Source organism: Flavobacterium profundi (assembly GCF_006491645.1).
GTDB classification, from domain to species: Bacteria; Bacteroidota; Bacteroidia; order Flavobacteriales; family Flavobacteriaceae; genus Flavobacterium; species Flavobacterium profundi.
In genome coordinates this window covers 1-22575 of the sequence record NZ_VDCZ01000004.1, presented here as the reverse complement: position 1 = coordinate 22575, position 22575 = coordinate 1, and the positions used below count along the sequence as shown (strand labels likewise).

Genomic DNA, 22575 nt, shown 5'->3' with positions numbered 1-22575 from the left:
TTGTAAAATTTTATTGGATACAAAATTCTACAATTAATCAACAACGACTTTCACCCGAAAAGGGTGAATTTTTCACAAAAAAACCGTTTTAAAAACGGCTTTTAAAATTTGAAATTGCTTATTCTTTTATAATTTTTTTGGTTACCAATCCTTTTTCAGTTTCTATTTGGATAAAATAAGTCCCATTAGATAAACTGGAAAAATTGATAGAATTATTTTGAATTTCTTTTGATTGGTTGATTAAAATTCTACCGTTTACATCTAGAATTGTATATTTTTTTACAGTAATTCCTTCATTATTTTGAATATTTAATACATCTTTTACTGGGTTTGGATATACTGTAAATTGTTTTGAAAATTCAAAATCGTCTGTACTTAAAGCACAATATGTATTATAAGAAGCGGTTGCGTCTTTTTCCCAATCTGATGACGGTATTGTGAAACCATTATCTATTTGAATACACGATAAATTTGGGTTATCCGTAGCATTCAGATAAATAAGAAGATTGTTATTACCATTTGCTAAATTTAAATTGAACAAATTATTAGAATAACACCAAAAATTTTTCAATACAGTATTCTGACTAACATCTAAACTAGTCAATGAATTTGAATAGCACCAGAATGTTTCCAATGCTGTATTTTGACTAATATTTAACGAATTCAAATGGTTTCTTTCACAATAAATGCCTTTCAAAAGAGGATTGTTTGAACAATCCAAGCTTGTCAATTGGTTAGAACTACAAATTAAGTATTCTAAAACCGTATTAGCTGTAATGTCTAAATTAGTAATTTGATTATCACTGCAACTTAGGTGAGTGAGATTTACATTTTGATTAATATTTAGAGTAGTTAATGCATTTAAAGCACAATTCAAACTGGTTAACAAAGTATTATTTGTTATGTTTAAACTGGTCAATTGATTTGAAAAACAACTCAGGTCATTTAAAACCGTATTCTGACTTAGATCTAAATTAGTCAATTGATTGTGACTACAACCCAAAAACTCTAACTGAGTGTTTTGTGACAGGTTTAAAGTTGCTAACTGATTTAAAAAACAGCTCAATTTAACTAAAGCTGTATTTTGGGTTAGATTTAAGGCTGTCAGTTGATTTTGAGAACACCATAATTCTGTTACATTTATAAAAGCTTCAATACCCGATAAATCTGAAATATTTTTTGCGACAACATTTATAGTCCCAGCATAAGCTGTTGCTTCAGTAACTTGTATTTCTCCGTCATCATTTATGTCTATTTTTGAAACACCTTCTCCTGTAATTGTAACACCATGATCTAATAATGCATTTTTAAAATTCGCATCTGGAATATTTACGTTTTGTGCACGAATGTAGCTTGAGAAAAATAAGATTAAAAGGAGTAGTGTTTTTTTCATTTTGATGTGAATTAAATTTTCAGCAAAATTCCTAAATTTAACACCACTACTTTTCACCCTAAAAGGGTGAAATTTCTATACCTGAATAAAACCTTATTAATTACAAAAGATGACCGATAAATTTTATTTTTGTTCCTTTACTTCCATCTATTTCTAATTTTCCATGAATTTTTGAGGCTCTTTTCTCCATGTTAATTAATCCGTTTTTACGTTTTAAATTATCAATGTCAAAGCCTTTTCCATTATCTGAAAAGATAATTACAATTTGCTCTTTAGTGTATTTAACTTCAAAAAGACAAATTGTGGCTTCTGCATATTTAAAACTATTCGTCATTGCTTCTTTAAAAAGGAGAAGCAATTGTCTGGACCAATAATAAGGTAATTTTACAGGTAGTTCTTGAACATCAATTTGACTATTAAATTGAGTCATGGTAGATGAAAAAAGTTCTTCTCCAAAATCTTTAAGATAATAAATCAATTCATTCAAATCGTCATTTTTACTATCAATACTCCAAATGAAATCTTTAATTCCAAAATACAAATCCTGAGCATCTTTATTGATTCGAAACAATTGTTTGTACCAAATTGAATTTTTAAAAGCTTCATCTTCTATCATCATTCCTGATAAAACGGTTATTCCTGCTAATTTATTACCTAATTCATCATGAAAATCTTGAGCTACATTTTCTCTTACTTCACTAAGTTCCTTTTGTAAATTCTCATTATAAGCAATGGTTTCTCTTAATAATTCATTACGCTCTTTTATATGTTTGAATCTAAAATAAAATATCAAAGTAAGTAAGCTAGATATAAAAAGAGTTACTAGGGTATAACTCCACCATTGTTTGTACCAAGGAGCACTATTTTCAACCGTATATTTTTTTGAAAAATTCCAATTACTATTGGTACTCCTAGTTCTAAAAGTAACTTCGTATTGACCGTATTGAAACTTCGTCAAATCTAAAATATCAGCTTGTAAAATTTCCCATTGATTTTTATTAATCTTATATTCTGTTACAACTTCAAAATCATCGAATGAAATGACGTCTACCGAAAATTTATTTTCTTTTTTATCAATATCTAAAACGGGACTAGAGACAGGGGAAAAAGGAATTTTATTATTTATTTTCATACTTCCATTATTACCCACCAACCAAATTTGTTGCTTTTTGTCTTCTACAATTTTTTGAATATAGGATGAATTCTCTTTTGAGTTTTTATAAAAACTATAGAAAGATTCCTTTTTAAATACTGAAAAACCTTTTTGAGTACCTAACCATAGTACGCCATGGTGATCCAATAACAAACAATTAATATTTAATGACAATAAACCAATATTTTCATTATAATTGATTACCCTATCTTTTTCAACAATGCTTAATCCATTTATAGTAGCGATATAAATTTTAGAGGCATCGATTGCAATATCCCGAATATCATCATTTAAAATACCTATAGCTGTGTTATAAGTTTTTTCTAATTGTAAGGTATTTAAGTTGTAAACAAACAGACCTTTATTGGTACAAGAATATATCTTATCCTTTTTTTTAACAACTTTTCTAATGGTACCTTCTGAAATAAATTTAATGCTTTTATCTTCTTTTTGAACCACAATAGTATTATCACCATAACGAATAGAGAGTGTTCTATCTTGAAAGACCAAATGTTCATTATTTGAAGTTTTAACAAATATATCCCATAGTTTCCTAACACTTCCGCTTTTTGATTTTTCCTTAGTATGTATAAAAAGAGTGTCTTTTACTACATAATCAAATTTCCAAAGCGATTCTTCGTATAACAATGAATCTTTGATTTGCTTCTTGGTATCATAGCCAATAATTTTACTCGATGTTAAGAAAAACAGTCTGGTATTAAGGCTTACAACATCATATACATTATTATTTTGCAAATCATTGGTAATTTGAAATTGCTTTTCTTGTGTTAACTTAAAAACACCAGAACCATATACACTAATCCAAATATTTTCATCTTTATCAATTAAAATATCACTAATTTGTTTACTACCCAATTGTTTCTTATCAACATAAAAAAAAGAATTAAATTCTCTATTCCAAATGATTACTTCTTCTGATTTGTCTTGGTTATCCTGCACCACTAAAACAATTCTATTTCCTTTTACAGTAGCTTTCCTTATAGTACTATTTTGAAAAGGAAGTATTTTTTTTTCTAGAATTTTCTGATCCGAAAAAAAAAGAATTTCATTTTGAGTAACTGCAAGAAAAACGGTATCCGTTACTTTTTTTATGTCATTTATAAATGTATCTTTCAAAAAAGGAAAAACCCTATCTACTTGATTTACATCCTTTACTTTGTAAACCCCTTTTAGGGTTTCATTTGAAAACAAAACATCATTAAAAAGATAAACTTCATTATCTATAACATCAAATTGAGGTTTTATAGTTTTATTACGAATGTTATCCTTTGTTGGAATAAGTGTCTGGTCAAAATAATAACTTACAATAGTTTCTGAATAAGTATTGTTTTTTTTAGAATAAAAATGATATTGATGCCCTGTTCCTTTTGCAAAAAGAAATTTCGGCAAGTTTGCAATTTTATTAATTTTAGATTTTTGATGAGTTTTATTTGGAAGTATTTTGTCTTTTTGGAGTAGTTGCATTCCTCCACCCCAACTTGCAATTGCAAAGGTTGAATCACTTATTTCGCAAATATCAATAATATAATTTGATAAGAGTCCGTCCTTAATTTGAAAAACTTTAAAATCTTTTCCATTGTATTTTACCAATCCATCATCGGTACCAATCCAAAGATATCCTTTATGGTCTTGTATCATACCATAACACAAGTCGTGAGGCAAACCATTTGAAGTGGTATACTGCGTGATTTTATATTGGGCATTTGCCCAAAGAAAAGTGAAAAATAAAAATAAAAAAGTTATTCCTCTCACTTTTCTACAATTGTATTAATTAGGGTTTCCCTCAATGATATTATACGTTTGAAGGGCTTTTCCATCGGTTAAAAGAGAAACAAAATGACAAATATGCAGCAATTGATCATACACTTTTTCTTTAGGATGCAGAAAACGTTCTGGTAATAATTTTAAGACAATGGTGTCGTAATTTGAGGCTTTACCATCAATGGTATTATGATAAGCTGTACAAAACTTATCCAATAAGGTGTTGATAATTTTATAACCAATGACTTCTTTTTGAACCACTTCACGACATTGGTACACATTTTTAATACTAATATTAATAATGTCTTTCATTTGAGCGATATACTGACTTTTGTCCATCAAAGAATACGGAAAATCACCATTTAAAATGGCTTCTTCATTGTCCATAAAGACTTTCACCGCATCATTAATTAAACTTCCAATTGCTAAGGCTCTCAAATAACTAATACGATCTTCTTTGGTAGTCAATTGATGGTATTTATTCGTATCGATGCCATTTTTAACCAATTTGATTAGGTATTCCAAAGCAAATTCTTCCTGAATTAAACCCAAATTGATACCGTCTTCAAAATCGATAATCGTGTAACAAATATCATCGGCTGCTTCTACCAAATAAGCCAAAGGATGACGTTCATAACCAATATCATCACCTGATTTATTAGCTATAAGCCCTAATTCTTGAGCAACATCGGTAAAGAAAGCTTTATCTTGTTGAAAAAAGCCATATTTCTTATCGCATATTTTTGAGGTGGGTTTTTTGGGCAAACTTTCCTTTGGGTATTTCATAAAAGCACCTAAAGTAGCATAGGAAATGCGCAACGAACCTTCAATACCTTCTCTAGAAGTAGCTAAAACCGAAAAACCATTCGCATTTCCTTCAAAATCGATTAAATCTTGCCATTCTTTATCGGATAGTTGCGCTTTAAAACGCAAACCGTTTCCTGTTTTAAAATATTCTCCAATGGCTTTTTCTCCTGAATGTCCAAAAGGTGGATTGCCAATATCGTGTGCCAAAGCTGCAGCGGCTACAATGGCTCCAAAATCGTTCATTTGATACCCCAATTCCTTCAAATAGCCGTGTTTTTCTAACACTTGTTTCCCGACCAAGCGACCTAAAGATCTTCCTACAACGGAAACTTCCAAACTATGAGTTAATCGATTGTGCACAAAATCAGTTTTGGAAAGTGGAATGACTTGGGTTTTATCTTGCAAACTTCTAAAAGCAGCTGAAAAAATAATACGATCGTAATCGACTTCAAAACCCAAACGCGTATCGTCTTGGTCTTTTCGTAGTCTTTTTGCTGTATCACCTTGTCTTTTTAATGAAAGTAATTGTTCCCAGTGCATCATTTGAAATTAGAAATTTGAAGTTAGAATTTAGAAGTTGGAATACATTATTTAGCAGGCTTATCGTTAGCTAAAAAGAAATCTTTCGATTTTTTGGGATATTGATCATAACTAATATCACTTGGGTTTTCAATTACGGATTTAATCGTGATTTCATCTCCAATGGCAAACTTAGCTGTTGTATATTTATAATCTAATAAATATTCCCCACAGAAAAAATTCCCTTTTTCATCTTGCTCAATTTTTCCGGTATAAATTCCTTTTTTCTCTTTTGACATGATTTTTTATTTGGTTCCAAAGGTACGAATTGAAATGCAATTCTACTTTACAAAAAACAGCCATTAGTAAATGAGAAATTTTAATTTATATTCTTTAATAATCCTTTTATGTTGCCATCAATTTTATTAAGCACAATCTCTTTGTTTAATTCTAAAACAATTTCTGAGCTTATGCTACAAAAAATCCTTTCACATTCTTGATAAAATTTAAATGAAAGTTTTTCAAATTTTGGATTTGCTTAATACAAAACTATTTCCGAATAAAACAATTCATTTGCATAATTTATTACCAAACTATAAATCCCAGCTTCTGAAGGAAAGGAACTTTCTATAATTTGATTGTCTTCAAATAATGAAAACAATGTTATGTTCCAAGTACCTTGAGATAATCTGATTGACATTTTATTACTATCTATCTTTTCTCCAAAAGAAATTTCTAGTTTATTATTTTTAAATTCTGTTTTCATTTAAACATACCTTTATTAAAGTAAATAAATTGCATTTCTTAATCAATGTTAAAATAAATAAAAACAGCCATCGTTTGATGACTGTTTTTTATAGTTTATGTTCTCCTTTTCTAACATCGTAAAAAGCCAATAAGATTATGTCATTCTGGAATACTTTATAATATAATACTGTTTTCTTTTTCACAACAGCTCGTCTAATTTCTTCATCTACATTAAAAAGAGGGAATAATTCTGGATTTAATCCAATATTTTCAACCGCCTCTACAACTGAAAAATAATATTTTTCTGCTGTAAGATAACCAAAATTGCTTTCTATATAATTAATAATTTCATTTAAAGTTAGTCGAGAAGTTTTTGACCAAATTATTTTCATTTTTTAGAAAATCTTGTTTTAAAACTTTCTTTGACTTCTTCATGAGAATACAAATTACCTTCTTTAATATCTCTTAAACCTTCATCAATTAATTTCTTTTCAAAAGATGAAATCTGAGTGTTATCTTTTAAAGCAAGTATCTTTTCAATAATTTTCTCATCAGTTAGATTTTGAACCCACTGAACAATATTTTTTTTTTCAATATCAATATTCATAACTACAATCTTTTGTATAATAACAAATTTACTAAATAAATCTATTATAAAACAAAAACAGCCATCGTTTGATGACTGTTTTATAATTTATGTTCTTATTCTTTTGTAAAACTTTGCAAGAATTTTAATTGATAAATTTTCAACAACTCCTTTACTGGCTCTTGGAAAGAATCATTTTTTTCTATTGTTTTTAAATAATCATTACCAATTTCATTAAGTCTTAATTCAAATTTTTCTTGGTTTTCTTTTACAAATTCTAACCTACTCATCATCCCAAAAACTGTAACGTCTCTCTTTTTAGGCATTTTACTTAAAAAAGAAGTTAATACCTTTTCTAATTCTAACTTTAAAATATCCATAATTCACATTATTAATAAACTTATTATTTCCTATTATCTTTTAAGAACCACACATTTCGCAATCTTCTGGTCCTGCATTTTTAGAACGCTCTAACATGGCTTTAAATTCAGCTGCTGTCATTTCTGGTTCTACTTCTACAGAAACGGGAACTGGTTGTTCTTTTTTATCGTTATTTAAGGTAAACTTAATCGCATCAACCGCAGCTTTGGTACGTAAATAATACATTCCTGTTTTTAAGCCGCTTTTCCAAGCATAGAAATGCATCGACGTTAATTTTGCCATGGTAGCACCTTCCATAAATAAGTTTAACGATTGTGACTGATCGATAAAATACCCTCTGTGACGTGACATATCGATAATATCTTTCATACTCATTTCCCAAACCGTTTTATACAACTCTTTAATATCTTGAGGAATCACATCAATATTTTGGATTGAACCGTTATTTCTCATGATTTCTTGTTTCAAACTTTCGTTCCATAATCCAAGTGCTACTAAATCGTGTAATAAATGTTTGTTTACTACAATAAATTCCCCAGACAATACTCTACGTGTGTAGATATTAGACGTATACGGTTCGAAAGCCTCATTATTTCCTAAAATTTGAGAAGTAGAAGCGGTAGGCATTGGTGCTAATAATAAGGAATTACGCACTCCATTTGTCATTACCTCTTTACGTAAAGAAGCCCAATCCCATCTTCCTGATAAATCCTCATCTTTTAAGCCCCACATGTTGTATTGGAACTCTCCTTTCGAAATTGGAGAACCTTCAAAAGTTGAATACGGTCCTTCTTCTTTGGCTAATTCCATAGAAGCAGTTACGGCTGCAAAATAAATCGTTTCAAAAATTTCTTGATTTAATTTTTTAGCTTCGTCGCTTGTAAATGGCATTCTTAACAAAATGAAAGCATCTGCTAAACCTTGCACCCCTAATCCTACTGGACGGTGACGCATGTTTGAGTTTTCTGCTTCTTTAACAGGATAGTAATTTCTATCAATAACTCGATTTAAATTTCGTGTAATTCTTTTGGTTACATCAAATAAGAATTGGTGATTGAATTGACCATCTTCTACAAACATTGGTAATGAAATAGAAGCCAAATTACATACTGCAATTTCATCTTCAGAAGTATACTCTAAAATTTCAGTACATAAGTTAGAAGAACGAATCGTTCCTAAATTCTTCTGATTTGATTTTCTATTTGCTGCATCTTTGTACAACATATAAGGCGTACCCGTTTCAATTTGAGATTCTAATATTTTCTCCCAAAGTTCACGTGCTTTAATGGTTTTTCTACCTTTACCTGCAGCTTCGTAAGACAAATATAAGGCATCAAATTCTTCACCATATACATCATATAAACCAGGACATTCGTTAGGACACATTAATGTCCATTTTCCATCTTCTTCTACTCTTTTCATGAACAAATCACACATCCACATAGCATAGAATAAATCTCTAGCTCTCATTTCTTCTTTCCCGTGATTTTTCTTTAAATCTAAGAAATCGAAAATATCGGCATGCCATGGTTCTACATAGACTGCAAAACTTCCTTTTCTTTTTCCTCCACCTTGATCCACATATCTTGCGGTGTCATTGAATACACGCAACATCGGTACAATTCCGTTTGAAGTTCCGTTTGTTCCACGAATGTACGAACCTGTAGCTCTCACGTTATGGATAGAAAGACCAATTCCTCCAGCAGATTGTGAAATTTTTGCTGTTTGTTTTAACGTATCATAAATGCCATCAATACTGTCGTCTTTCATCGTTAATAAGAAACAAGAAGACATTTGTGGTTTTGGTGTACCCGCGTTAAATAACGTTGGTGTTGCATGCGTAAAGAACTTTTTCGACATTAATTCGTAGGTTTCAATCGCTGCTTCAATATCATTTAAATGAATTCCAACCGACACACGCATTAACATATGTTGCGGCCTTTCAACAATCTTCCCGTTTATCTTTAATAAATACGAACGCTCTAAGGTTTTAAAACCAAAGTAATCGTAATTAAAATCGCGATTATAGATAATCGTAGAATCCAATCTTTCTGCATTTTCCATAATTACCTCATACACCTCATCAGAAAGCAAAGGTGCTTCTTGATTGGTTCTAGGATTGATGTAATGGTACATCTCTGTCATGGTTTCAGAGAACGATTTTGTGGTATTTTTGTGTAAATTAGAAACAGCGATACGCGCTGCCAATTGCGCATAATCTGGATGCGTAATGGTCATAGATGCTGCTGTTTCAGCGGCTAAATTATCTAATTCTGAAGTGGTAACACCATCATATAGCCCCTCAATTACTCGCATAGCAACCTTTACAGGATCTACTAATTCATTCAGCTCATAGCATAAAAATCTAATTCTGTCCGTAATTTTATCAAACATTACAGGCTCTCTTCTTCCGTCTCTTTTTACTACATTCATATTGTAACTTGTTTTATATAATGGTTATTAGCCAAAGCTTTATTTTACTTCCTAGCTTTGTTAGAAGAAAAACCTGTTTTTCTATTCTCGAATCCTTTCTTTTTCGCCATTCCGTTTGATTAAACATCAAAAAATGAATTATCCGAAACTAAAGTATCGAGAAAAGTAACCCATTGAAACAAAAGAGAAGCAAAGAAGGGGCGTTCTTATTTCAATTCTTTCGTTCCGAAAAATTACATGTTATTGTTGTAGGTAAACAATAGAATTATCGGTTTGTATCTTTATAAAGCGCTTAATGACTTAGACAATGCGCTTCTATAGTTCTAAAAATCAGCGTCAAAACTAATTTTTCCAGCTTCTGAATCGTTATTCATAACACCGGCTTTTTGATATTCTGCCACACGTTTTTCAAAGAAATTAGTTTTTCCTTGAAGTGAAATCATATCCATAAAATCAAATGGGTTAGAAGCGTTGTACACTCTATCACATCCTAATTCTACTAATAAACGATCGGTAACAAACTCTAGATATTGTGTCATTAAAGCCGCATTCATTCCAATTAAACTTACGGGAAGTGACTCGGTAACAAACTCTCTTTCAATATTTAAAGCGTCCACTATAATTTCTTTAATTCGGTCTTTAGGAACTTTATTCACTAAATGATGATTGTGTAAGTGTACTGCAAAATCACAATGCACACCTTCATCACGTGAGATTAATTCGTTAGAAAAAGTTAAACCTGGCATTAAACCACGTTTTTTCAACCAGAAAATAGAACAAAAAGCACCTGAGAAGAAAATACCTTCTACAGCAGCAAAAGCGATTAATCGTTCTGCAAAAGAATCCGATTCAATCCATTTCAATGCCCATTCTGCTTTTTTCTTAATCGCTGGAAACACTTCAATAGCGTGAAATAATTTATCTTTTTCAACTTCGTCTTTAACATACGTATCAATTAGCAACGAATAGGTTTCGCTATGGATATTCTCCATCATGATTTGGAAACCGTAGAAAAATTTAGCTTCAGCATACTGCACTTCGTTTACAAAGTTTTCGGCTAAATTTTCATTTACAATTCCATCTGAAGCCGCAAAAAATGCTAAAATATGTTTGATAAAATACTTTTCATCGTCATTTAACTTCGTATTCCAATCTGTAATATCTTGATGTAAATCTATTTCTTCAGCAGTCCAAAAGCTGGCTTCCATTTTTTTATACCATTCCCAAATATCATGGTGTTTGATAGGAAAAATTACGAAACGATCTTTATTTTCTTGTAAAATTGGTTCTACTGCCGACATAATTGTTTTGATTTAAACGTATTAGGTTATAGATTTTTGTCTGAATTAGAGTTTACAAAGTTTGTAATTTGAAACGAGAAATGAAAGTCAAACTTATTCACAATTGAAGCAAGTTTTTAACAACGAGTAGAAATTTTCTTACTGAAAAAAATATTTTTAAAACATTGATTTATAGATGTTTATCTTTTTAACAAACAACTGTTAAATAGTCGCAAACAGCAGTAAACACCTTTGCTAAGAAGTATTTTTTAGAGGTGAAAAAGGAAGTCTATTTTTTTAAATCTTGAGCTACTTTTTCTAATTCCTCATACCATTGTTGTCCAAATTTACGAACCAACGCTTCTTTGACAAATTTATAAATGGGCACTTCTAATTCTTTTCCCAAAGAACAAGCATCCGAACAAATATGCCATTTATGGTAATTGACAGCCGCAAAATCAGAATAGTCTTTTACTCGAACTGGATATAAATGACAAGAAACTGGTTTTTTCCAATCGATAATACCTTGATTATAGGCTTGTTCAATACCACACAATGCTGTTTGTTTGTCAAAAATAACATAGGCACAGTCTCGACCCTCAATTAAAGTAGTTTCAAATTCACCATCTTCACCAGTTACAAAAGTCCCCTGCGCTTCAATAGCTTGAATGCCTTCTGGTCTTAAAAAGGGTTTAACCTTAGGGTAAATTTCTTGAAGTATTTTCGTTTCAGCTTCATCCAATGGCGCTCCAGCATCGCCATCTACACAACACGCTCCTTTACATGCTGACAAATTGCAAACAAATTCTTTCTCTAAAATTTCTTCGGAAACTATGGTTTTATTTAACTGAAACATACTTGTATATATTATTGGGCAAAGATAAGTTTTTTGTATTCATAACACACATACTCTATTTGTTTCTTACTTATTCCTATCTTTGCAAAATGAATTTAGCAGAACTTATCAATTGGAGAGACATCTTTACAGTCAGTATGATTTTATTTGCTGTAATTGATATTATTGGCAGTATTCCAATTATCGTTGATTTACGAAGTAAAATTGGACATATTCAATCTGAGAAAGCCACCATTGTAGCAGCCATTATTATGATTGCTTTTCTTTTTTTAGGAGAAGAAATTTTAAAATTAATTGGAATAGATGCCAATTCATTTGCTGTTGCAGGTTCTTTTGTCCTTTTCTTTTTAGCTTTAGAAATGATTCTCGGCATTCGTTTATATAAAGAAGACAACCCTACAACGGCTTCCATTGTTCCTATTGCATTTCCATTGATTGCTGGCGCAGGAACTATGACTACATTATTATCTTTACGTGCCGAATATGCTAAAATTAATATTATTATTGCCATTATCATCAATGTAGTTGTCGTCTATATTGTTTTAAAACTTTCTGGAAAAATTGAAAAAATACTAGGTCCAAACGGCTTAGGTATTATTCGTAAAATATTTGGTATCATCTTATTAGCGATATCCGTAAAATTATTTGGTGCCAATGTAAAACAATTATTTATATAAAAAATACGCTCATGAAAATATTTAGTATTGTTGTCATCATTCTAGCATTTGCCTTAATTGTTTTTAATGCCACTCAAATTAATTATGATGCTCCTTTAGAAGGCAATAACACTGTAGCCTTAATTGGAATTGTTTCTGGTTTTTGCGCTATCGTTTTGATGTTAATCTTTTTGGTTTCCAAAAAAATAGAAGAAAAAACAAAGTAATTTTAAAATCAAAAAGATTTTTATCATGTATGATGTTTTAATCATTGGAGGAGGTGTTTCTGGAGTTTCTTGTGCCTTAGTATTAGGGTCAGCTTATACCAAACCTTTTGGTTCAGACAAAAAAATAGGCTTGATTGCTCATCAAAAGGCATCTTCTTTACAAAATGGAGTTTATAACAATGTTTATGGTATTCCTCCAGGAAAATTAGGCTCTGAATTGTTAGAAGAAAGCCTAGAGCATCTTCAGCAATTATATCCACATGTAACACAAATTGAAAAAGAAAAAGTATTAAAAATTGAAGGTTCTGTTGGGAATTTTACGATTAAGACCAACAAAAATGAGTACCATTCCAAATTAATTGTTATTGCGATTGGTTCTGGGAGTCCTTTTTTAATTGAAGGGTTAGAAACCTATGTAATTCCACATAAAAAAGCGTTAGCAATCAAAAATAGAATTCAATTGGAAAACGACGATCACCTAGTCAAAGCAGGCGTTTATGTTTGTGGAACCTTAGCCGGACATCGAAGTCAATTATCCATTGCTGCCGGAAGTGGAGCAAGTGTAGCGGGTGATATTTTAACATTATGGAATGAAGGCAATCCTGCACAAGTACACGATGCCATAGACAAATAAAAAAGGAGCGTTACACGCTCCTTTCTCATACTAATTCATTGTAATCCATTACATAAAACTCCATCTAACCCACTGGATTTATAATTGAAATCAAAACAAATTTGCAGTAATCTTATGCAACTAAGTATTATAGCTCTTGATAAGTAATGGTAAAACTTCCTTCCGTGACATTCCAAACGGTACTACCATTGATAGAAGGATCTGTCACAAAGTTAAAAGTCCCTTTTATTCTTTTTGCATTGGTATCATGTTCTGTAATTACCAATTGTCCTGAATTAGCAAAACCATCATCATCTGCATCTTGAGAAGTAGGCGGTGAGTAATACATTTGAATAAATTCATCTGCAGTATAATCATAAAATTGCGTATAGGTTCCTACTGCAATATCATTAGGTAGGAAAATTTGAATCTTTTGAGCATTGCTTCCCGTTGAACCTGTAATTACCAATGTATTCGTTATTGTAGAAATTAAACCCGTTGCATTGGGTGGATTATAATCTACACCATCTACTTTACAAAAGAAAGTATTCGCAGTTGAAGGGCTACTGTCATCACTTTTTGAACAAGAAAATAAAGACAAGGTAAAAAAAGAAAAAAGGACAAAAGTGTTTAAAAAAATTGTTTTCATAGTTTTATTTTTAATCTACTAAATTATAATATGCTTTTACTTGTTCGTAATCTGAAAGATCTGGCAATCTATTGGTTTGATTAGAAGGAATAATTACGTATCGGAAGTAATTTCCCCTTGCAACATCGTATTGATAATCTGTTAAGTCAACTCCATTTTCCGTTGATTTAATTTCAATTAAAATTCCATCGGCATTAGGTGAATTGGAACCAAAATAAAGATTATACGCTACATTTGACCATCTTCCAGGACCTGGAATACTGTAAACTGCGGAGGTACCATATTGTCTTGCATATACCATTACCAAACACTCATTTCTTAATTCCGTTTGTGTAAATTGATTGACAACCACACGCATGATTTTTTTGGTAGGTGTGTCGTAAAAACTCCAATCTGCTGGCAACCAACCTGAAGCAACGACATTTGCGTTTCCGTCTTGACCATCCTGGCCGTCAACTCCATCCAAGCCATCTGCACCAGCAGGTCCTTGAATTCCTTGTGGCCCCTCTTGACCATCCACTCCATCTTCAGCTGAACATGACATTAAAGTTAAAATGAGCACAGCTGCTGGTAAATAGCTAATAAATTTGAATTTTTTCATTATATATTTTGTTTGATATTTATTACTTAATGTCATTTTTAGAAATAGGTTAACATTTTTAATTTAATTAATTATTTTTGTCCAAATCATGTTAACTTTTTCAACATAAAAGCATTAATGAATACCAACTTCTCGATTGAAGATTTAAGAACGGGTAACAATAGAATTTACAGTCTTCTTTATAAAGAAAATAAAGAGGCATTTTATAGTTATGCCAGAAAATTTACAATATCAGAAGAAGAGATTGAAGAAGTATATCAGGATGCATTAGTGGTTTTTTACGAAAATATTGCAGAAGGCAGACTGACTTCTTTTGAAAGCAGTATTAAGACCTATCTTTTTAGCATTGGTAAGTATAAAATATATGAATTACTGAGAAGAAAAAAGAAAATCGTAAGTACTATTACCTTGGAACAAGTTGAAAATATTGAGAACTTAACCCATTGGAATCTAGAAGAAAACGTACTCGATGAGCAACAAGAAAAAGTAAAGACGGCTTTTAAAAACTTAGGAAAAAGATGCCAACGCATTTTAGAACTCTTTTATACTGAAAACAAAAGCATTAAAGAAATTATGCATCTAGAAAATTACGAAAATGAAAATACGGTAAAAGCTCAAAAATCGAGATGCATGAAAAGTTTACGTGAAATGATAACTAATAAATCATGAACAAAGAACAACTCCTTCAAAAATACCTAGACCATTCTTTAACAGAAGAAGAAAAGGTCATGCTTGAAAAAGAAATAAAAGAAAATCCTGATTTTCAAAGAGAATTAGAAGAAGCTTTTGATGTAAGAAAAGCAATAATTGCACATAAAAAAGAGCAATTGAAAACTACTTTTAAGACATTGGAACAACCCAAAAAACCAACTTTTATTACGAAATTCATACCTTATGGTGTAGCTGCTTCTATTTTTATAAGTATTCTAATAGTAGCTTATTTTTTAACGAATAGTACCTTTTCCAATGAAGCCCTTTTTTCAGAAAATTTTGAGCCCTATCGAAATATCATTACCCCTATTGAAAGAAGTGAAGCAAGACCTCACAATAAAAGTGAGGAATATGTTGCTTTTTATGAATATGAAACTGGAAATTATGAAACGGCTTTACTAGAATTTACCCATTTATACGAATCCGAAAAAAAATCGTATTATCTCTTTTATAAAGCCAATTGCGAATTACAACTCGATAAAATTGACCTTGCAATAGATTCCTTTTTAGCACATCAAAAATCAAACGATACTTTTAAAGAAAAAGGGAAATGGTATTTAGCTCTAGCCTATTTAAAAACTAATGATAGGGCAAAATGTAAAATTATTTTGAAAGAAATAATACAACATAAAAGTTATAATTACGTAAAAGCAAAAAATATTCTAGAACGTATAACCGCTAATTAAGATTTTTTCCATTTCAAAAGAAAAAACAATCCTAAGCCTAATAGAAGGGCTCCAAAAATAAAATAAATTATGGTATTTTGGTTTGTTGGCAATGGTTCAACATTTCCAGAAACGATAAATCCAGCCCAATAATAAGGATGTCGTAACGCATCATCGTCTTGCTTTTTTAAATATTCAAGTTTCGCTAATTGCAAGGCTTCATCTTTGGGTTTCCCCAATGAAAGATACTTATAAAAAGAAACCATGATTTCTGAAGTTTCTTTATCTGGCACCTTCCACATACTCATTAAAGTACTTGACACTCCTGCATACGTAAATGATCGGGACATACTCATTAATCCTTCAGATTTTTCCAATTTACCAAAACCGGTATTGCATGAACTTAAAACGGCTAAATGTGCAGGAATATTTAAATTATAAACTTCTGCAGCGGTTAGTGATTGCTTTTTATTGGTACTACTAAACCACATCTGATTGAACATGGGGTTTACTTGGTTTAATTCGGTATGAGTAGCCAAATGAAGAATACCACTTTGACTGCTTTCTGCAATAAAATTCACTTTGGTTGCTTGATTTTCAAGATAGGATTTTCCTCCTATAATTTCTTGAATTCTTGCTACTTCTTTGGCATTATTTGGTAATTTTGAAGTCGTATATTGCGGAGCAAAACCCACCCAATTGCTATTACTTTTAGAAGATTGCAATTCCATTTGTTTATTTAATAATTGCACCGAACCAGCATATCGAATTGCCTTACTTTCAAATAAAAAACGCTTCTCAACTTGAAGAATTTCAAAAGGAATAACATTTAAAAAATCATCCGCTATTATGGTGATTCTTTTAATAGAAGCATCAAATTTCGGAAGAATACTTTCACTTAAACTGTTAGACAAAGTCGTTATGGATTGCCTTTGATAGATTTGGTTTTGCAAATGCTCTATTTGGTTTGAAATCACAGCTGCATTTTTAAACTGTTCCAATTGCACTCCCTTTTTAGACAATTCCATTCGGTACCAAATACTAGTATCCATGAAATAAAGCAAAACTACCTCATCTTCTTGAATTTTGTTTTTAATAAAATCAGAATAATCCTTGATAACGGTTAACTTTTTAGCATTCGCATAATTCGGATATTTTTTTTCCACATCAAGCAAGAAGGATGAATATTCCTTTTCATAAGCCAACTGTTTTTGGAACAATTTCCGAATGGAATCTTCATTGGCTAAAGAATTATTTTTGTAATAATGAATATATTGATAGTTGTTATTCATTTTTTCCTGCAAATCTTCTTCTCTTTCAAAAACTTCTTTGGGAATACCTGCTATATTTTTAAATGAAAGATACTGTAATCCTTGTAATAATGCTGTATTCTTATTTACTTCCATCAACTGAAAAGCCAATTGCAAGTACTCTTTATCATTCGTCTTTTTATAATTCTGATACACCACCTGCAATACTTTGGCAACAGGTTCTTTTAATTGATTGGAAAAAAAGACTTTATTATTAGGGTTTTGATAGTTGTTTTTACTCGTAATTAGCTTTTGGATAAAAGCCTGAATAGCTTTTTTAGTATTAAAGTTAGATTTCTCATTGAAAATAGCAATCTCAGCAGCTTTTAATTGAATCGCAATTTCTGCATACAAATCTTCTTTATGAATCAAGTTGGATAAATGCTCAAATGTTTTGAAACGCAGTTCATCTTCATTATTTTTTTCATAAAAATTCAATTTTTGCAATTCATTCTCCATTTGATACTTGTAAGCATTCTCAAATTTTTCAGTAAAAATAGCATCTTGTCTTAGGAATATTTTTTGCATTTCTTGAGAATTCTTACTTAAATTGAGTAAGGCTTTGTTGGCCTGAACTTCAAAAACAGCCCGATCGATTTCTTTGGCAATTTGGGCCGTTTTTTTAAAACAAGAAATGGCTTTTAAAGTGTCCTTATTTTTTAAAAATGCATTTCCTAAGTGCAGATTTGCGTTGCAAACATAACGATGCTTTTCAGGTGTGTTTTCTGTGATTAACACATATCCTTTTTGAGCCAATACTAATGCAGTTTCATTTTCATTATTTTCAGACAGCACATTAGACAAGGTAAAATAAGCAATTGCTCTTCTGTAAAACTCGGTTTCAGGCAATTTTTCATTGGCTATTGACAAAGCTAATTCAGCATAAATTTTAGCATTATGCAAATCAAATTTAGCCAAATAAGCAGCGGCCAAACTTGTATAATCGTCAACCAAATAACCTTGTTGTGCAGCACTTTTTTGATCGTATGCGACTGCCTTTTCTAAATAGGTAATCGCTTTAGTAGCATTACCTAATCGATCTTGATACATCAACCCAATATTGTAACTATTACTGGCTAACACTGCATAATTAGGCTCTTTTAATTTTTCCCCGATGGCAATCGAATGTTGATACGCTTGTAAAGAACGATCGATATCTTCTTTACCATCATAAGCAACTCCTAAAACCGAATAGGCAATAGAAGTAGATAAATTGTAAGACTCTTTTTCAAAATAAGCAATTGCACTTTGCAATTTTGGAATGGCTTTATCATATTTTGCAGAATCAATATATACACGTGCTAAATATTCTTCCGATAAAGCAAAGACATAAGCGTCTTTTGGTCCCTCTTTATATTTTTCATAAACGGCTACCGTTTCATTAAAATGTAGTTTTTTGGTAAACTGAACTTTAGCATAAACTGAATAATAATCAATACTATGTTTGAGAGGAATATCCTTAATTTTGTGTGCTTGATATAAACTATCAGCTAGAATAAAGGCAGGAAAAGCTTCTGCTGGTTTTGAGAGTGCTAAATAACTTCTACCAAGATAATTTAAAGCTTTTATTTTTTTGTAATAATTTGAGGTAGAATCATAAAAGTGTACTGCGCTTTTGAATGCTTGATTTAAGCTATACATAGAACTCATAGTACCTTCTTTATAAACCTCTAAAAAATACGTTTGCAAAGTATCTATGTCAGCATTTAATATTGGTTTAGAGGAAAGTACAGCATCTTCCTTTTTAAGATTTTCTTTTTTGTTATTTTGATGTGAGTTACATGCTATAACAAGAGGAATTAAAAAGAATAAGGCAAGAGTTTTTAATGGCATAGCTTAGAAATCAACCAAGTGAAATCAAATATAAAAAAACTAATTCAGTTCTAAAACTTTTTTAATCATAGCATCTTCTGAAAGTAGTATTTCATAATAACTATTATCATCGAAGAGTTGTTTTACAAATTCAGCATATAAATATTTTTTAATTTTTTCCTTATCGGAAAAATTTAAAATAATGCCACTATCTGAAATATATTGTTTGAAAGCTTCTAAATAATCATCTTTTTCAATGACCTCAGCTTTTAATTTTTTAAAATCTAATGTGTTGAAAAAAGTTCTTTTTTTGTCCAATTGTTCAAATACAAAATAACTCACCACACCAGATTGCATAATCATAAGCGTTGCTTCTTCTCCATGTTTGGCCTCAAAAGGTACAAAAACATCTGGAGTAATACCACCACCTCCATACACAATCCGACCTCTTTTAGTTTTAAATTTTAAACTATCGGCTACTTTAATACTATCTGCTTCATATAATTCTCCACTTTGAAAACGTTTTTCAAACTCATTGAAATAACCATCTGCTTTATCATCATAAGGTTTTTGAATGGAACGCCCTGAAGGAGTAAAATAGCGCGCAATAGTTAATCTAACAGCTGAACCATCACCAAGAGGCATTTCGCGTTGCACCAATCCTTTTCCAAAAGAACGTCTTCCAACAATCGTTCCTCTATCGTTATCCTGTATAGCACCTGCTAAAATTTCACTTGCAGAAGCACTGTTTTCATTGATAAGAACATATACTTTCCCTTTTTCAAAATCTCCTTTAGAAGTAGCAAAAGTTTCATCTTCTGTCCCTTTTTTATTTTTAGTTTTTACAATTAATTCTTTGTCTTTTAACAATTCATCTGCAATAGCAACTGCCATTTCTAAATAACCTCCACCATTATCTCTTAAATCGATTACTAAATCTTTTATTCCTTGTCTTTTTAGAGATAACAATGCCTTATGAAATTCGTCATAAGTAGTTTCAGCAAATCGATTGATTTTAATATAGCCTATTTCAGCATTCACTTTTAAAGCAATATCAACACTTTTAATAGGTATAACATCTCTTTTTACTTTAATTTTTAGCTTTTCATTTGTAGTTTTTCTAAAAACTGTAATTAAAACGGTAGAACCTTTCTCCCCTTTTAGTTTGGAAAATAAACTGTCGTTTTGAAATTTTTTATCAAACAATTGATCTTGATCTGCGAACAATATTCGGTCACCCGCTTTAATACCTGCTCTATCTGAAGGACCGTTATGAATGGGTTTTATAACTGCAACTGTGTCTTTATATACATAAAAATTAACACCAATTCCTACAAAATCTCCCTTCATGTTTTCGGTAACCGATTTTAAATCTTTTTTACTGATATAAACCGAATGCGGGTCTAAATTTTCGAGTATCCCATTTACCGTTAAATCTACAATTGAGTCCGTATTGATATCATCAACATATTCTCTGTCGATAAAATCAATCAGCTTATTCAGTTTGTTTTTTCGTGTATTCTTACTTAAAAAATCTGAATCTTGAAAAGAATTTAAATAATTCCCCAATAGCAAACCGATAGCGACTGCCATTGTAATAATAATTGGGAAATATATTTTATTTGTTTTCATTCTTTAGCTTAAATCTTCTAACAATTCTACTTCAACACCTGCTTTTCTTAAAAAATCAACTCCTGAAGTATCTTTATATTCTTCATGATACACCACTCTTTTAATCCCTGACTGATGTATTAATTTGCTACAATCTTTACAAGGTGACAAGGTAATATATAAAGTGGCATTTTCACAAGATTGTGTGGAACGCGCTACTTTTAAAATAGCATTTGCTTCTGCGTGAAGCACATACCATTTGGTTAATCCACTTTCGTCTTCGCAACAATTTTCAAAACCAGATGGTGTACCATTGTATCCATCCGATATAATCATTCTATCTTTAACAATAATTGCGCCAACTTGTTTTCGTTTACAATAAGACAATTGACCCCATTCTTTTGCGATACGCAAATAAGCTCTGTCGTATTTTAATTTTTTTTGTTTCATTGTTATCTGTTCCAAATTTCGCTATGAATGATCATAGGAGTAACTACACCAATAATAAATGCTGACATAACCAATGCCCAATCTCTTTTTGAAAATCTAAAGAAAGTTTGTACGATATAGGCTAAAATCAAGACTAAAAAGACCACTATAACTTGAGCCGCTTCTATTCCTAAAGCAAACTCTAATAACGGCAACAGTTTATTTGAAGCATTTCCTGGTAGAATTATTTTAAAATAATTAGAAAACCCTAATCCATGAATAATTCCAAAGAATAACGTTACAATAGCTACAAATGTAATGCTTTCATTTTTAGAGGATTTTCCTGCTGTAAAAAGATGAAACACAGCAGTTATTAGAATTGTGATTGGTATTAAAAACTCTACTAAGGACGATTTTACAGAAACAATTCCAAAAACCGATAATAAAAGAGCTAAAGTATGCCCTAATGTAAATAAGGAGACTAAAATTAAAACTCTTTTCCAGTCTTTAAAGGCATAAGGCACCATTAAAGCGATTAAAAAAAGTACATGGTCATACGCATGAATATCCAAAACATGGTTTAAACCAATTTTAAAATACAACCAAAATTCTGACATAATTATAATTTTTTTGGGGAATTCAAACTTACAATTTATTTTAGTAAAAATAACTGGCTTTATAAAAAGCTTATTAAATTTTATGATAAATAAAGAGATCCATTTCAAAAAATATTTTTTTGCTTGTTTTTAAAGCTAAATTATATGTAATTTTGTCCAACTTTTAAAAAAAACGATATGTCATTTTCAGATTTATTTGATAACGAATTTAAAAATAGAAATAAAGGTCATTTTTCTGCTATTGTAAGAGTTGCTCTTTCTGATGGAGCTTTAACGGCTGAAGAAAAAGAATTCTTAGATAAATTAGCTACACGTTTAGAAATTTCTAGTTCAGAATATGAAGAAATTTTAGAAAATCCAACGAAATATCCTATTAATCCTCCAGTATTACACATTAATAGATTGGAGCGTTTATATGACTTAGCACGTATGGTGTATGCAGATCATGTTTTAGGGCCAAAACAAAAACAAATTTTAACTCGTTTTGCATTAGCTTTAGGTTTTACACCAAGTAACGTCAACTATATTGTTGACAAAGCCTTATCATTACTAGTTTTAAATGTAGATTTAGACACTTTCATTTATGAAATGCAACATATGAATAAATAATAAAAAAAGCTCTGAAATAGACTGCACCCAAAAAGTTAGACAAATTTAAACTTAATTTTGATAATAATGAGCTCGATATTTTATCGGGCTCATTTTGTTTAGATTTGATTTAATTCTTTCGTTGTTAT

At 30.7% G+C, this 22575-nt stretch carries 23 protein-coding genes; 6 read left to right on the top strand and 17 right to left on the bottom strand.

The window, feature by feature from the left end; translation table 11 throughout:
* Positions 1 to 118: 118 nt before the first annotated feature.
* From FHG05_RS06825 to FHG05_RS06775, 11 genes are all read right to left on the bottom strand, one after another.
* On the bottom strand, positions 119 to 1393 hold the full coding sequence (locus tag FHG05_RS06825; protein WP_140997274.1) for a T9SS type A sorting domain-containing protein: 1275 nt from the start codon (positions 1391 to 1393) through the stop codon (positions 119 to 121).
* 100 nt (positions 1394 to 1493) lie between these two features.
* The gene (locus FHG05_RS06820) at positions 1494 to 4319 is read right to left on the bottom strand and encodes a ligand-binding sensor domain-containing protein (RefSeq protein ID WP_140997273.1); all 2826 of its coding nucleotides are present in this window, start codon (positions 4317 to 4319) and stop codon (positions 1494 to 1496) included.
* 15 nt (positions 4320 to 4334) lie between these two features.
* Positions 4335 to 5675, bottom strand: coding sequence for a dGTP triphosphohydrolase (gene dgt, locus FHG05_RS06815; protein WP_140997496.1), 1341 nt, complete (start codon positions 5673 to 5675; stop codon positions 4335 to 4337).
* Between the two features lie 47 nt (positions 5676 to 5722).
* Positions 5723 to 5953 carry a hypothetical protein gene (locus FHG05_RS06810; RefSeq protein ID WP_140997272.1) on the bottom strand — a complete coding sequence of 77 codons (231 nt, stop codon included), beginning with the start codon at positions 5951 to 5953 and terminating at the stop codon, positions 5723 to 5725.
* Between the two features lie 239 nt (positions 5954 to 6192).
* Positions 6193 to 6420, bottom strand: coding sequence for a hypothetical protein (locus FHG05_RS06805; protein ID WP_140997271.1), 228 nt, complete (start codon positions 6418 to 6420; stop codon positions 6193 to 6195).
* Between the two features lie 88 nt (positions 6421 to 6508).
* The gene (locus FHG05_RS06800) at positions 6509 to 6793 is read right to left on the bottom strand and encodes a type II toxin-antitoxin system RelE/ParE family toxin (RefSeq protein ID WP_140997270.1); all 285 of its coding nucleotides are present in this window, start codon (positions 6791 to 6793) and stop codon (positions 6509 to 6511) included.
* Positions 6790 to 7008: a hypothetical protein gene (locus FHG05_RS06795; RefSeq protein ID WP_140997269.1), complete on the bottom strand. Its 219-nt coding sequence runs from the start codon at positions 7006 to 7008 to the stop codon at positions 6790 to 6792. The genes FHG05_RS06800 and FHG05_RS06795 overlap by 4 nt, the downstream gene beginning before the upstream one ends.
* Positions 7009 to 7103: 95 nt before the next feature.
* On the bottom strand, positions 7104 to 7367 hold the full coding sequence (locus FHG05_RS06790) for a hypothetical protein (protein ID WP_140997268.1): 264 nt from the start codon (positions 7365 to 7367) through the stop codon (positions 7104 to 7106).
* Positions 7368 to 7407: 40 nt separating this feature from the next.
* Entirely contained in the window at positions 7408 to 9801 is a 2394-nt protein-coding gene (locus tag FHG05_RS06785; protein WP_140997267.1) for a ribonucleoside-diphosphate reductase subunit alpha, read from the bottom strand.
* A gap of 323 nt (positions 9802 to 10124) precedes the next feature.
* Positions 10125 to 11102 carry a ribonucleotide-diphosphate reductase subunit beta gene (locus FHG05_RS06780; RefSeq protein ID WP_140997266.1) on the bottom strand — a complete coding sequence of 326 codons (978 nt, stop codon included), beginning with the start codon at positions 11100 to 11102 and terminating at the stop codon, positions 10125 to 10127.
* Positions 11103 to 11370: 268 nt separating this feature from the next.
* Positions 11371 to 11937: a DUF3109 family protein gene (locus tag FHG05_RS06775; RefSeq protein WP_140997265.1), complete on the bottom strand. Its 567-nt coding sequence runs from the start codon at positions 11935 to 11937 to the stop codon at positions 11371 to 11373.
* Positions 11938 to 12026: 89 nt separating this feature from the next.
* Here FHG05_RS06775 and FHG05_RS06770 point away from each other — a divergent pair, with 89 nt between their 5' ends.
* Genes FHG05_RS06770 through FHG05_RS06760 form a run of 3 tightly spaced genes read left to right on the top strand, consistent with a single transcriptional unit; the run spans position 12027 to position 13454 of the window.
* Entirely contained in the window at positions 12027 to 12614 is a 588-nt protein-coding gene (locus FHG05_RS06770; RefSeq protein ID WP_140997264.1) for a MarC family protein, read from the top strand.
* A gap of 11 nt (positions 12615 to 12625) precedes the next feature.
* Positions 12626 to 12820, top strand: a complete 195-nt coding sequence (locus FHG05_RS06765) for a hypothetical protein (protein WP_140997263.1) — start codon at positions 12626 to 12628, stop codon at positions 12818 to 12820.
* 25 nt (positions 12821 to 12845) lie between these two features.
* Positions 12846 to 13454: an FAD-dependent oxidoreductase gene (locus FHG05_RS06760; protein WP_140997262.1), complete on the top strand. Its 609-nt coding sequence runs from the start codon at positions 12846 to 12848 to the stop codon at positions 13452 to 13454.
* A 127-nt stretch (positions 13455 to 13581) separates the two neighbouring features.
* On the opposite strand, the gene FHG05_RS06755 is transcribed toward FHG05_RS06760, so the two are convergent.
* Entirely contained in the window at positions 13582 to 14082 is a 501-nt protein-coding gene (locus FHG05_RS06755) for a DUF6252 family protein (RefSeq protein ID WP_140997261.1), read from the bottom strand.
* Between the two features lie 10 nt (positions 14083 to 14092).
* On the bottom strand, positions 14093 to 14683 hold the full coding sequence (locus tag FHG05_RS06750) for a collagen-like protein (RefSeq protein ID WP_140997260.1): 591 nt from the start codon (positions 14681 to 14683) through the stop codon (positions 14093 to 14095).
* Between the two features lie 117 nt (positions 14684 to 14800).
* Between FHG05_RS06750 and FHG05_RS06745 the strand changes: the two genes are divergently transcribed.
* Complete coding sequence (locus FHG05_RS06745) at positions 14801 to 15352, top strand: RNA polymerase sigma factor (protein ID WP_140997259.1); 552 nt, start codon at positions 14801 to 14803, stop codon at positions 15350 to 15352.
* A complete protein-coding gene (locus FHG05_RS06740) occupies positions 15349 to 16080 on the top strand; it encodes a hypothetical protein (RefSeq protein ID WP_140997258.1) in 732 nt (243 codons plus the stop codon). Before FHG05_RS06745 ends, FHG05_RS06740 begins: the two co-directional genes overlap by 4 nt.
* On the opposite strand, the gene FHG05_RS06735 is transcribed toward FHG05_RS06740, so the two are convergent.
* Genes FHG05_RS06735 through FHG05_RS06720 form a run of 4 tightly spaced genes read right to left on the bottom strand, consistent with a single transcriptional unit; the run spans position 16077 to position 21838 of the window.
* Positions 16077 to 19202, bottom strand: coding sequence for a CHAT domain-containing protein (locus FHG05_RS06735; protein ID WP_140997257.1), 3126 nt, complete (start codon positions 19200 to 19202; stop codon positions 16077 to 16079). The two genes, FHG05_RS06740 and FHG05_RS06735, sit on opposite strands and share 4 nt — an antisense overlap.
* Positions 19203 to 19241: 39 nt before the next feature.
* Positions 19242 to 20813 (bottom strand): S41 family peptidase, encoded by a 1572-nt coding sequence (locus FHG05_RS06730; RefSeq protein WP_140997256.1) that lies wholly within the window; start codon positions 20811 to 20813, stop codon positions 19242 to 19244.
* 3 nt (positions 20814 to 20816) lie between these two features.
* Positions 20817 to 21242, bottom strand: coding sequence for a deoxycytidylate deaminase (locus FHG05_RS06725; protein ID WP_140997255.1), 426 nt, complete (start codon positions 21240 to 21242; stop codon positions 20817 to 20819).
* A gap of 2 nt (positions 21243 to 21244) precedes the next feature.
* Positions 21245 to 21838 carry a HupE/UreJ family protein gene (locus FHG05_RS06720; RefSeq protein WP_140997254.1) on the bottom strand — a complete coding sequence of 198 codons (594 nt, stop codon included), beginning with the start codon at positions 21836 to 21838 and terminating at the stop codon, positions 21245 to 21247.
* Positions 21839 to 22015: 177 nt separating this feature from the next.
* On the opposite strand from FHG05_RS06720, the gene FHG05_RS06715 reads away from it, so the two are divergent.
* Positions 22016 to 22447: a tellurite resistance TerB family protein gene (locus tag FHG05_RS06715; protein ID WP_140997253.1), complete on the top strand. Its 432-nt coding sequence runs from the start codon at positions 22016 to 22018 to the stop codon at positions 22445 to 22447.
* Positions 22448 to 22575 lie beyond the last annotated feature (128 nt).

What these genes read in the sequence shown, in the direction of transcription:
- FHG05_RS06765 (WP_140997263.1), top strand. Translation starts at nt 12,626, where the DNA reads ATGAAAATATTTAGTATTGTTGTCATCATTCTAGCATTTGCCTTAATT.
- FHG05_RS06800 (WP_140997270.1), bottom strand. Translation starts at nt 6,793, where the DNA reads ATGAAAATAATTTGGTCAAAAACTTCTCGACTAACTTTAAATGAAATT.
- FHG05_RS06750 (WP_140997260.1), bottom strand. Translation starts at nt 14,683, where the DNA reads ATGAAAAAATTCAAATTTATTAGCTATTTACCAGCAGCTGTGCTCATT.
- FHG05_RS06805 (WP_140997271.1), bottom strand. Translation starts at nt 6,420, where the DNA reads ATGAAAACAGAATTTAAAAATAATAAACTAGAAATTTCTTTTGGAGAA.
- FHG05_RS06790 (WP_140997268.1), bottom strand. Translation starts at nt 7,367, where the DNA reads ATGGATATTTTAAAGTTAGAATTAGAAAAGGTATTAACTTCTTTTTTA.
- dgt (WP_140997496.1), bottom strand. Translation starts at nt 5,675, where the DNA reads ATGCACTGGGAACAATTACTTTCATTAAAAAGACAAGGTGATACAGCA.
- FHG05_RS06755 (WP_140997261.1), bottom strand. Translation starts at nt 14,082, where the DNA reads ATGAAAACAATTTTTTTAAACACTTTTGTCCTTTTTTCTTTTTTTACC.
- FHG05_RS06785 (WP_140997267.1), bottom strand. Translation starts at nt 9,801, where the DNA reads ATGAATGTAGTAAAAAGAGACGGAAGAAGAGAGCCTGTAATGTTTGAT.
- FHG05_RS06715 (WP_140997253.1), top strand. Translation starts at nt 22,016, where the DNA reads ATGTCATTTTCAGATTTATTTGATAACGAATTTAAAAATAGAAATAAA.
- FHG05_RS06825 (WP_140997274.1), bottom strand. Translation starts at nt 1,393, where the DNA reads ATGAAAAAAACACTACTCCTTTTAATCTTATTTTTCTCAAGCTACATT.
- FHG05_RS06745 (WP_140997259.1), top strand. Translation starts at nt 14,801, where the DNA reads ATGAATACCAACTTCTCGATTGAAGATTTAAGAACGGGTAACAATAGA.
- FHG05_RS06740 (WP_140997258.1), top strand. Translation starts at nt 15,349, where the DNA reads ATGAACAAAGAACAACTCCTTCAAAAATACCTAGACCATTCTTTAACA.
- FHG05_RS06725 (WP_140997255.1), bottom strand. Translation starts at nt 21,242, where the DNA reads ATGAAACAAAAAAAATTAAAATACGACAGAGCTTATTTGCGTATCGCA.
- FHG05_RS06780 (WP_140997266.1), bottom strand. Translation starts at nt 11,102, where the DNA reads ATGTCGGCAGTAGAACCAATTTTACAAGAAAATAAAGATCGTTTCGTA.
- FHG05_RS06810 (WP_140997272.1), bottom strand. Translation starts at nt 5,953, where the DNA reads ATGTCAAAAGAGAAAAAAGGAATTTATACCGGAAAAATTGAGCAAGAT.
- FHG05_RS06730 (WP_140997256.1), bottom strand. Translation starts at nt 20,813, where the DNA reads ATGAAAACAAATAAAATATATTTCCCAATTATTATTACAATGGCAGTC.
- FHG05_RS06760 (WP_140997262.1), top strand. Translation starts at nt 12,846, where the DNA reads ATGTATGATGTTTTAATCATTGGAGGAGGTGTTTCTGGAGTTTCTTGT.
- FHG05_RS06720 (WP_140997254.1), bottom strand. Translation starts at nt 21,838, where the DNA reads ATGTCAGAATTTTGGTTGTATTTTAAAATTGGTTTAAACCATGTTTTG.
- FHG05_RS06735 (WP_140997257.1), bottom strand. Translation starts at nt 19,202, where the DNA reads ATGCCATTAAAAACTCTTGCCTTATTCTTTTTAATTCCTCTTGTTATA.
- FHG05_RS06770 (WP_140997264.1), top strand. Translation starts at nt 12,027, where the DNA reads ATGAATTTAGCAGAACTTATCAATTGGAGAGACATCTTTACAGTCAGT.
- FHG05_RS06795 (WP_140997269.1), bottom strand. Translation starts at nt 7,008, where the DNA reads ATGAATATTGATATTGAAAAAAAAAATATTGTTCAGTGGGTTCAAAAT.
- FHG05_RS06775 (WP_140997265.1), bottom strand. Translation starts at nt 11,937, where the DNA reads ATGTTTCAGTTAAATAAAACCATAGTTTCCGAAGAAATTTTAGAGAAA.